At 61.8% G+C, this 8,138-nt stretch carries 8 protein-coding genes and 1 pseudogene; 3 read left to right on the forward strand and 6 right to left on the reverse strand.

Features of this window, described 5'->3' with window-relative positions:
* The 3 genes and pseudogenes from ACTS2Z_RS13270 to ACTS2Z_RS13280 all read right to left on the reverse strand — a co-directional run.
* Positions 1 to 390 (reverse strand): annotated as a pseudogene (locus ACTS2Z_RS13270) (osmoprotectant NAGGN system M42 family peptidase); the annotation flags it as partial.
* A gap of 12 nt (positions 391 to 402) precedes the next feature.
* Positions 403 to 2,178 carry an N-acetylglutaminylglutamine synthetase gene (gene ngg / locus ACTS2Z_RS13275; protein ID WP_442573686.1) on the reverse strand — a complete coding sequence of 592 codons (1,776 nt, stop codon included), beginning with the start codon at positions 2,176 to 2,178 and terminating at the stop codon, positions 403 to 405.
* Positions 2,179 to 2,202: 24 nt separating this feature from the next.
* Positions 2,203 to 3,975, reverse strand: coding sequence for an N-acetylglutaminylglutamine amidotransferase (locus ACTS2Z_RS13280; RefSeq protein WP_442573687.1), 1,773 nt, complete (start codon positions 3,973 to 3,975; stop codon positions 2,203 to 2,205).
* A gap of 251 nt (positions 3,976 to 4,226) precedes the next feature.
* Here ACTS2Z_RS13280 and ACTS2Z_RS13285 point away from each other — a divergent pair, with 251 nt between their 5' ends.
* From ACTS2Z_RS13285 to ACTS2Z_RS13295, 3 genes are all read left to right on the forward strand, one after another.
* Positions 4,227 to 4,412: a CsbD family protein gene (locus tag ACTS2Z_RS13285; RefSeq protein ID WP_442573688.1), complete on the forward strand. Its 186-nt coding sequence runs from the start codon at positions 4,227 to 4,229 to the stop codon at positions 4,410 to 4,412.
* A 175-nt stretch (positions 4,413 to 4,587) separates the two neighbouring features.
* A complete protein-coding gene (locus ACTS2Z_RS13290) occupies positions 4,588 to 5,340 on the forward strand; it encodes a Crp/Fnr family transcriptional regulator (protein ID WP_442573689.1) in 753 nt (250 codons plus the stop codon).
* A 95-nt stretch (positions 5,341 to 5,435) separates the two neighbouring features.
* A complete protein-coding gene (locus ACTS2Z_RS13295) occupies positions 5,436 to 5,870 on the forward strand; it encodes a hypothetical protein (protein WP_442573690.1) in 435 nt (144 codons plus the stop codon).
* Positions 5,871 to 5,935: 65 nt separating this feature from the next.
* Here the strand turns inward: ACTS2Z_RS13295 and ACTS2Z_RS13300 are convergent, their stop codons facing one another.
* The 3 genes from ACTS2Z_RS13300 to ACTS2Z_RS13310 form a co-directional block, all read right to left on the reverse strand.
* Positions 5,936 to 6,715: a PRC-barrel domain-containing protein gene (locus ACTS2Z_RS13300; protein ID WP_442573691.1), complete on the reverse strand. Its 780-nt coding sequence runs from the start codon at positions 6,713 to 6,715 to the stop codon at positions 5,936 to 5,938.
* Positions 6,716 to 6,859: 144 nt separating this feature from the next.
* A complete protein-coding gene (locus tag ACTS2Z_RS13305) occupies positions 6,860 to 7,033 on the reverse strand; it encodes a DUF1328 domain-containing protein (RefSeq protein WP_127565282.1) in 174 nt (57 codons plus the stop codon).
* 18 nt (positions 7,034 to 7,051) lie between these two features.
* A complete protein-coding gene (locus ACTS2Z_RS13310; protein WP_442573692.1) occupies positions 7,052 to 7,822 on the reverse strand; it encodes a response regulator in 771 nt (256 codons plus the stop codon).
* Positions 7,823 to 8,138 lie beyond the last annotated feature (316 nt).

Genomic DNA, 8,138 nt, shown 5'->3' on the forward strand with positions numbered 1-8,138 from the left:
ATTGAAAGTATGCCCTGAAGCCTTCAGCGGCAGGATGGAGCCGCGAAAAGCACCATGCGAGGCGGTAAAGATCGTGCAGCGCGCGCCTTCGGCAAAGCGTGAGGACCAGTGGCCGATAGGCACAAGCTCCATCCGGCCATTCTCCTTGAGCGCCTTGACCTGTGCGCCCAGCGTATCGACGTGGGCGATGAGTGCACGGGCGGGCTGGCGGCGTCCGCCCTGCAGTTTCGCCCGTATTGCCCCCCGCCGCGTGATTTCATAGCTGACGCCCAGCCGCTCCAGCTCCGCGCAGCACACCCGCGTCACGGCATCGGTATAGCCCGTAGGGCTGGGGGTTTCGAGCAGGGTCTTGAGAACGCTGGCAATATAGGTGTCGTCAATTCGGGACATGGTCAGGTCAGTTCACTCACGTTCGCTGCGTGCCGCAGACAGGGGGAAGAGCAAGTCGATGAAGCGTTCAACCGTCGGCTGGGGCTCGTGATTGGCAAGGCCGGGGCGCTCATTGGCTTCGATGAAGACATGTGCGTCGCCTTTCGGGTCCTCGACGATGAAGTCCATCCCGGCGACGGGAATGTCGATAGCCCGTGCCGCCTTGAGCGCACTCGCGGCGATGGCCGGGCCTAGTTCGGCGGTGACATCGTGCAGCGTGCCGCCGGTATGCAGATTGGCCGTGCGGCGCACACGCAGGCGTTCGCCCCGGTTCAGCACATCGTCCATATCGTGGCCGCCTGCACGGACGCAGCGCGCCGTTTCCTCGTCGAGCGGTATGCGAGATTCGCCGTGCGTCGCCGCCGAGCGGCGGCGTGAAAGGCGCTCGATCAGCTCACGGACGGAGTGTTTGCCATCGCCAATGATTTCCGGAGGCTTGCGCAAGGCGGCTGCAACAATCTCGTCATTGATCACGACCACGCGCAGATCATCCCCGCGCACGCATTCCTCGATCAATATGTCCGGGTTCACCGCCGAGGCCTGGCGGATCGCGGCTTCAAGCTCTTCCTCCGTCTCGACGCCGACGATCACACCGCGCCCCTGCTCGCCGCGCGTTGGCTTGACGACAACGGCCCCGCATTCCTGAAGGAAGCGGGCGCGCTCGTCTGAATCGGCGCTTGCGCACAGGCGGCGCGGCACCGGCACGCCCGCGGCTTCCATCAGGCGTCTTGTGACGGCCTTGTCGTCGCAGCGGCTCATGGCGATGGCCGTCGTCAGCTCGGAGAGCGATTCCCGGCAGGTGACCGCCCGCCCGCCCCAGCTCAAGCGAAAGAAGCCGCCTTCTGCGTCGAGAACCTCGACACCGATACCGCGCCGGCGCGCCTCGTCGACGATGATGCGGGCATAGGCGTTGAGCTGTTCTTCCGGCGGCGGACCGATGAAGAGCTTCTCGTTGATCGTGTTCTTGCGTTTCAGGGTGAAGGCCGGAACCCGCTTGAAACCCAGCTTTTCATAAAGCGCGATCGCCGACTGGTTGTCATGCAGGACCGAGAGATCGAGGAAGGCAGCCCCGCGCGCCTGAAATAGCTCGGCAAGGCGGCGCACCAGCGCCTCCCCGATGCCGGGCTGGCTGGCGCGCGGATCAACCGCCAGGCACCAGAGCGAGGAACCGTGAGCGGGATCATTAAAGGCGCGCGTATGGTCGACGCCGGTGATGGCGCCCAGAATATCGCCGGTATGTTCATGCTCGACGACGAGAAAAGTCAGGGTACGGCTGTCACGCTGGCGCCAGAAGAAATCAGGATCAACCGAGACCATGCCGCGCGCGCGATAGATGCGATTGACCGCCTTGGCATCAGCTTCCGAACACAAGCGGCGCACGAAATATCCCTGCGGCGAGGTCCGCCGGGCCCGATAGGTTGCCAGGTTCAGCCGGTAGGTGTGAGACGGATCGAGAAACACTTCCTGCGGCGCGGCCGCCAGCACAACGTGCGGATCACGGATGTAGAAGGCGATATCGCGCTTCTCGCTTTCCTCGCCGCGCAGCACCTCCACCAGCTCCTCGGCCGTCTTGAATGTCTGCGCAAAGGCAAGCCGGCCCCAGCCGCAATCGACGACCGCGTTTTCGCGCATGGCATGGCCGGTCGCCTCATCCGCCGGCGCGATGGCCGACGGGGAGGATTGCTCACGCATGCGCTTCAGCCGATGGCCTTGCGCATTGCGCCGGGCGGGCTTGCGTGCCTGGTTCATGACGGCCCCCTGACACTGTGCCGGTCAGACATTGTGGGCTTCCAGCCACATGGCCAGCAAGCCGATCTGGTAGAGCTTTGATCCGCGCAAGGGCGTGATATGGGCCTCGGGGTCCTTCAGCAGCGTATCGACATACTCGTCGCGGACGATGCCGCGCGAACGGAAGCTTTCAGAGGTGACCGCATCACGCACACGTTCGAGGTACGGGCCGCGCAGGTATTTCAGTGCCGGAACCGGGAAATACCCTTTGGGCCGGTCGATGACTTTGGACGGGATCACGTCGCGGCCAACATCCTTCAGTATACCCTTGCCGCCTTGTGCGATCTTCAACTCGGCAGGCACCCGCGCCGCGAGTTCGACCACCTCGTAATCCAGGAACGGCACGCGCGCCTCCAGGCCAAAGGCCATGGTCATGTTGTCGACGCGCTTGACCGGGTCATCGACCAGCATGATCTCGGTATCGATACGCAGCGCCTTGTCGATGGGGCGCTCTGCGCCGCCTTGCGCAAAATGCCGACTGACATATTCGCGGGCAAAGTCACCATCGCTCCATCCCTCATGAAGCAATTCGCCCATTTCACCGGCGTCGCGGTCAAAGAAGGCCTTGGCATAGGCACCAACCGCGTCATTGGCCTCCAGCATGGGCGGATACCAGTGATAGCCGGCGAAAATCTCGTCAGCACCCTGACCGGACTGCACCACTTTCACATGGCGCGACACTTCCTCGGAGAGGAGGAAGAAGCCAACGCAATCATGGCTCGTCATCGGCTCGCTCATGGCGCCAATCGCCCGCTCCAGCGCAGGCAGGGCGCGCGCCGTGTCGATCCGGATCTGGTGATGGTCCGTCTTGAAGTGTCTGGCGATAATGTCCGAATACTGAAATTCGTCGCCAGCCTCCTCGCCTACACTCTCAAAGCCGATAGAAAATGTCTTGAGCCCCGTCTGACCTGCCTCGGCGAGAAGTCCGACAATCAAAGAACTGTCGAGGCCGCCAGATAGCAGCACGCCGACGGGCACGTCGGCCACGAGACGGCGCTTAACCGCGAGGCGCAGGGCATCTGCCACGCGTTCTTTCCACTGGCTGGCGGACAGCCCCGCCTCGTCCTCACGCGGACCGAAGGGCAAGGTCCAGTAGCGGCGTTCGGACCGCGTTCCATCGGGCTCGATGCGCAGCAAGGTCGCCGGCGGCAGTTTGCGCACGCCCTTCACGATCGTCCAGGGGGCCGGAACTACTGCATGAAACGAGAAGTAGAAATTGAGTGCCTGGGGGTCGAGTGAGGTATCCACATCGCCGAACGCCAGCAGCGCCTGCAAGGTGGAGGCAAACCGGAAGGCACCCGGCTGCTCATTGTAATAGAGCGGCTTGATGCCGAGCCGGTCCCGTCCGATCAGTACACGCCCTGAATCGCGCTCGACGATCGCAAACGCGAACATGCCATTGAGACGCTGGACGAAATCCTCTCCCCAGGCGTGATAGCCCTTGAGGAGAACTTCCGTGTCGCCTTCAGAGAAGAAGCGATAGCCTTTGGCTTCCAGCTCCGTGCGCAATTCACGGTGGTTGTAGATGCAACCGTTGAATACGGCCGACAGCCCCAATTCGGCATCAACCATGGGCTGCTGGGCGGCATCGGTCAGGTCAATGATCTTCAGGCGGCGATGACCGAGCGCGGCCTGGCCCTGTACGTGGAGCCCACCCGCATCCGGGCCGCGCGGTGTCATCGAGGTGGTGGCGGCCTGAAGGGCGGAGATATCCGCAGGTTTCCCGTCAAAACGCAATTCACCGGCAATACCGCACATGCCCAATGCCTCCTCAAATCACTAATGTCAAAATTCCGGATACGCCGCCGGGACCGGCAGCAAGCACATGGAGATATGATCTGACACACGCAGATCAACCGTTCGCTCTGGGCGCACGGTCATTTTGTATCGTGATGCTGTGGGTTATAACCCCGCTGGCGCCGATTGGCTCCCTGCATATTACACTTTATCTCAGGAACCGCTTCGGTCTGCTCACGTTCTTCTCATGGGCTATTTGAAAGGAGGACGTCATGAATGCCGACCAGATCAAGGGCAAATGGAAGCAGATTACCGGCGACGTCAAAAGCCGCTGGGGCAAGCTGACCGATGATGACCTTGCCGAGATTGATGGCGAGAAAGACAAGCTCGTCGGCAAGCTCCAGGAGCGCTACGGCAAGAGCCGTGAGGAAGCCGAGAAAGAGCTTGAGAACTGGTAGTTCTCTCCCGCCTCCCCCTCCTGAAAATGCGTCCGTCACTGACGGGCGCATTTTTTGTGTCCGTTCCCCAACGGGAACAGTCCAGCAATTACAGGCGTTGATGACTGAATGGGGTTTCGAGGAATGACGGCTGAGGCCCTGCCGGACGACAGGATATCTGAAAGGGTATTTGCTGATGACCAGTCCTGTGATCATTCGCCTGCAACAGCAGGGTTCGCTTTCCCAAGCAGGCGCCGAAGCTTTTCTCGCCTGCCGTGACCGCAACCGGCTTGTGGATGCCGGACACACGCTGATGCAGCAGGGAGAGCCGATGCGATCCGTGTTCTGCCTCGAGAGCGGCTGGGCCATCCGGCACCGCAGCCTGGCCAATGGCCGCCGGCAGATCCTGAACCTTCTATTGCCCGGCGATATCTGTGACCTGCAGGTGGCCGTGGATACGCCTGCGGACCATTCGGTAACGACAATAACCCCGGTCATGCTCAGCGAGTTCAATCCGGGCAGGCTGGCCGACACGATTGCTTCACATGCTGATTTCGCCTCGGCGCTCCTGTGGAGTGCGGTACAGGAAGAAGGCATTTTGAGAGAGCACATTGTCCGTATTGGCCGGCGCGCGGCCAAGGTGCGCCTTGCGCACCTCCTGCTGGAGCTGGTGCGGCGTCAGGCGCTGGGCGGCGGGCATACGGATGGCAGGATCGAGGCGCCGCTGACGCGCGAACTGCTGGCAGACTGCCTTGGGCTGACGCCTGTTCATATATCCAGAACGCTGAGCGCTTTGCGCAAGGACGGGCTTGTCAGCCTCGCCGGTCGCGGGCGTTTGCAGATCGACGATATCGCGGCGCTGGCACGCCTTGCCGATTACGACACGCGCTATCTGCACCTGACACAGCCCGATCACGCACTCGACACTGCGTTGAGCGAAGCGAGCTGAGCCGGGCGGCGCAATCTATGTTAGCGAGCGCACGGCGCGCGACTGATAAGGGGAAAGGGCGATAATCAAAGGAGGGTCGGCGGTTTCGCCACCCCATGCCTTCACCCGGCCTCCCCATTGCGGTGCGTCTGCACCGCTACGGCTTTCTCGTCACAGCAGACGTGAATCTGGCTGGCCATAGCCTGGCCGGGCTGGAATCGATGCTGCCTGCCAATGATGGTGGCCACGAAGCCCGCACTTCCACCAGCCGCGAGCGGGAGCTCTTCCTGCAACTGACCCGGAGGCTCCGGCACGGGCAAGACCATCCGCATACGAATTTGCTCTTCCTGCGGCGCTCCACGCCCGTCAGTCCGGCATCCTTCGCGGCGGCCCTGTGGGGCATGCCCTTTACCGTACGCGCCGTGCTGGTGCTTGTTTGTGTTGAGGGTTTCAGCCTCGCCGAAGCTGCCTTCATCACCGAACTGCCGCTCAACCGGGCAACCCATCTGATGCGGCTGGGCCTGAAGGAAATGGGAGCGGAGAGCGAATAGTCCTCCATAGCAAAACCCCCGCACCAGCGGTGCGGGGGCTTGCCATTGGCATCTGCGATCAGAGCCTAACGGGCATCGTCAGAGGCGATGCGTTCGATGTCGGCATCCGTGATCGAGCGGGCATGGACCGTCCAGTCCTCGCCATCATGTTCCACGCTGAGCGTGGAGTATGCGATCCGCCCCGTTTCACCGAGCATGTTGAAGAAGCCGTTATCGCGTACGACAGCGTACTCTGCGCGGCCATCGGCAGAGAATTCCACATCACGCACGACCGCGATCACGTCGCCGTCTGCACCGTGGATCTCGGCGCCTGACAGGTCCGAATAATAAAGAGCGGTGTCAGAGCGGTTCTCCACCAGCTCCAGTTCCATGACCGAAGCTTCGCCTTCTGCAACCGCTTCCATCTCGACTTCGGTTACATTGGCTTCGACGATGATTTCGCCATCATCATCCATGTCGCGGGTGACGGTAGCGGACACGGCGTCCACCTCAACATCATCACCGAACACGCCCAGGAAACCGCCATGGGCCACGATCAGCGCCTCGATCTCGCCGTCTGCGCTCAGGCGCAGATCGCGGATCGGCGCAGCGCCACCTTCATACTCAAGGTCGGTCGTGGTCAGAACCTGACCGGTAAGGCGCGTCCGGTCCGGATTGAGCGCAGCTTCGATGTTGTCACCGGTGCGCTCGGCCCAGTCGCCAGCATCGTCAGCACGCTCTTCAGCCCATTGGGCGGCCTCGTCGGCGCGATCCGAATTTTCTTCCTGATGGTCATCGGCATAGGCGGCGGGGAAAAGCAGGCCGCCGGCAGCAATAACCGTAAATGTCTTCAGAAGCGATTTCATATCTGTCTCCCTTTTTCTACAGACCCGATACGAGTCCATGAAATAGAAACACGACACAAGAACCGACCGTTCCAGTGATATTGAAATAAAAACAGGGCGCATAACTTTTGTTATGCGCCCTGCTTGCTATGGATTTGATTGGGCTCAGACTGGCGGACGGCCCCGGAATGCCTGGATCACCGCCGACAGGACGGCGAGACCCAGAGCGATAACGAACAGCACCTGCGCGATAGTCGCCGCAGCGCCGGCCAGCGTCATGAAGCCCAGAACGGCACAGACAATGGCGATGATCAGAAACAGCAATGCCCAACCGAACATGATTCAATTCCTCGATTATCAGGAGGCTTCAGCCGGCTCGGCCGCGAAGAACAGCGCCTGGCTGATCGTCGCCGCGACCGTTTCCGGCATGAAGGGCTTGGTGATGAGATAGGTGGGCTCCGGGCGCTCGCCGGTCAGCAGGCGCTCCGGGTAGGCGGTGATGAAGATCACCGGAACGTCATGGCCTGACAGGATGTCACGCACTGCATCAATGCCGGAGGAGTTGTCCGCCAGCTGGATGTCGGCCAGCACCAGTCCCGGACGATGCTGGTCGGCCTTCTGCACCGCTTCGGTGCGCGTCCGCGCGGTGTCGCAGACACGGTGACCGAGACGTTCAACCACGGTCGCAAGATCGAGCGCAATGATCGGTTCGTCCTCGATGATAAGCACCGAGGTCGCCAGACCCTCTTCCAGCTCCTTCTGGGCGCTGACGAGTGCGGCTTCGGCCTCGGCAAGGTCTATCCGCATGATGGTCGCGGCATCTGCCGTGCTGAAGCCTTCGACCGAGGTCAGGAGCATCACCTGCCGGTGCAGGGGCGTGATCTGGGACAGGCGGCGATCCAGCGCCGAGGCGTGATCGGCTCCGCCCGAGCTGTCCCAGGTCGCGTGGAAAAGCTGATAGAGGGCGATCTTGGGGCTGTCGTGGCGGCCAAAATCCTGCGGATTGGCCAGCACCGCCTCCAGACAGGCCCGGACATAGGCATCACCGCTGGCCTGAGAGCCAGTCAGGATGCGGGCATAGCGCCGCAGATAAGGCAGGTGCGGGCGGATAGCGTTTGAAAAACTCATCAGTCTCCTCCGGAGGAATTCAACCCGGTAACGCGTGCTCGCGCGGGCGGGTTCCATCGCAGTGTGCATATTTGTGCTATTGCGGGGAACCGGTTCCGTCCCACCGCGTTGTGTGGCCTGATGGGACGAACCATGACCCGGTCTGGCGCACGGCGAGAGGGTCGTTAATGTGCGCAGATCAAGGGTTTGAGCTCAGAGAGCAGTATGAGTGCAATGAACAAATCTGACGACAAACCGGATGCGCAGGCCGTGAAAAGCCGTCAGCGCGTCATCGGTGCGCGCCTGCAGGCCATGTACGATGACGTAGTACGCCAAG

The sequence above is a fragment of the Glycocaulis sp. genome (assembly GCF_052168375.1).
Classification (GTDB): domain Bacteria; phylum Pseudomonadota; class Alphaproteobacteria; order Caulobacterales; family Maricaulaceae; genus Glycocaulis.

Excerpts from the sequence above, each read along its gene's own strand:
- ACTS2Z_RS13310 (WP_442573692.1), bottom strand. The coding sequence starts at position 7,822 with ATGAGTTTTTCAAACGCTATCCGCCCGCACCTGCCTTATCTGCGGCGC.
- ACTS2Z_RS13295 (WP_442573690.1), top strand. The coding sequence starts at position 5,436 with ATGCCTTCACCCGGCCTCCCCATTGCGGTGCGTCTGCACCGCTACGGC.
- ACTS2Z_RS13280 (WP_442573687.1), bottom strand. The coding sequence starts at position 3,975 with ATGTGCGGTATTGCCGGTGAATTGCGTTTTGACGGGAAACCTGCGGAT.
- ACTS2Z_RS13285 (WP_442573688.1), top strand. The coding sequence starts at position 4,227 with ATGAATGCCGACCAGATCAAGGGCAAATGGAAGCAGATTACCGGCGAC.
- ACTS2Z_RS13290 (WP_442573689.1), top strand. The coding sequence starts at position 4,588 with ATGACCAGTCCTGTGATCATTCGCCTGCAACAGCAGGGTTCGCTTTCC.
- ACTS2Z_RS13305 (WP_127565282.1), bottom strand. The coding sequence starts at position 7,033 with ATGTTCGGTTGGGCATTGCTGTTTCTGATCATCGCCATTGTCTGTGCC.
- ngg (WP_442573686.1), bottom strand. The coding sequence starts at position 2,178 with ATGAACCAGGCACGCAAGCCCGCCCGGCGCAATGCGCAAGGCCATCGG.
- ACTS2Z_RS13300 (WP_442573691.1), bottom strand. The coding sequence starts at position 6,715 with ATGAAATCGCTTCTGAAGACATTTACGGTTATTGCTGCCGGCGGCCTG.